This window comes from Paenibacillus xylanexedens, from assembly GCF_007676705.1.
Classification (GTDB): Bacteria; Bacillota; Bacilli; order Paenibacillales; family Paenibacillaceae; genus Paenibacillus; species Paenibacillus xylanexedens_C.
In genome coordinates this window covers 1-280 of the sequence record NZ_VEBF01000267.1, presented here as the reverse complement: position 1 = coordinate 280, position 280 = coordinate 1, and the positions used below count along the sequence as shown (strand labels likewise).

Below are 280 nucleotides of genomic sequence, written 5' to 3'. Positions count from 1 at the left end.
CACCAACCCACATCACCTCCATATGAACTTTCTTCCCCCCTTTCATTTCACCAAACCCCATCAATCCCTTTTTCAACCACATCCCGAATCCTTTTATCCTCATCCTCAAGCACAACAACTCAATTATTTTCCCATACTCCACACATCTCTCAACCCTCCCTATCACCACCAAAAATCCCTCCAAACCATCACCCAACTATTCCACAACTATCCCCTCGATCCCATTTTCTTCAATATCTTTCCTTATCACCACTCCCATTACACTCCTAACTATTATCCT

General features: G+C 43.2%; 1 protein-coding gene. It reads right to left on the bottom strand.

Features of this window, described 5'->3' with window-relative positions; all coding sequences use genetic code 11:
- Nucleotides 1-196 (bottom strand): hypothetical protein (locus tag FS628_RS32225; protein WP_222125331.1); only part of this gene is annotated, 196 nt, incomplete at its 3' end.
- Between the last annotated feature and the right edge of the window lie 84 nt (nt 197-280).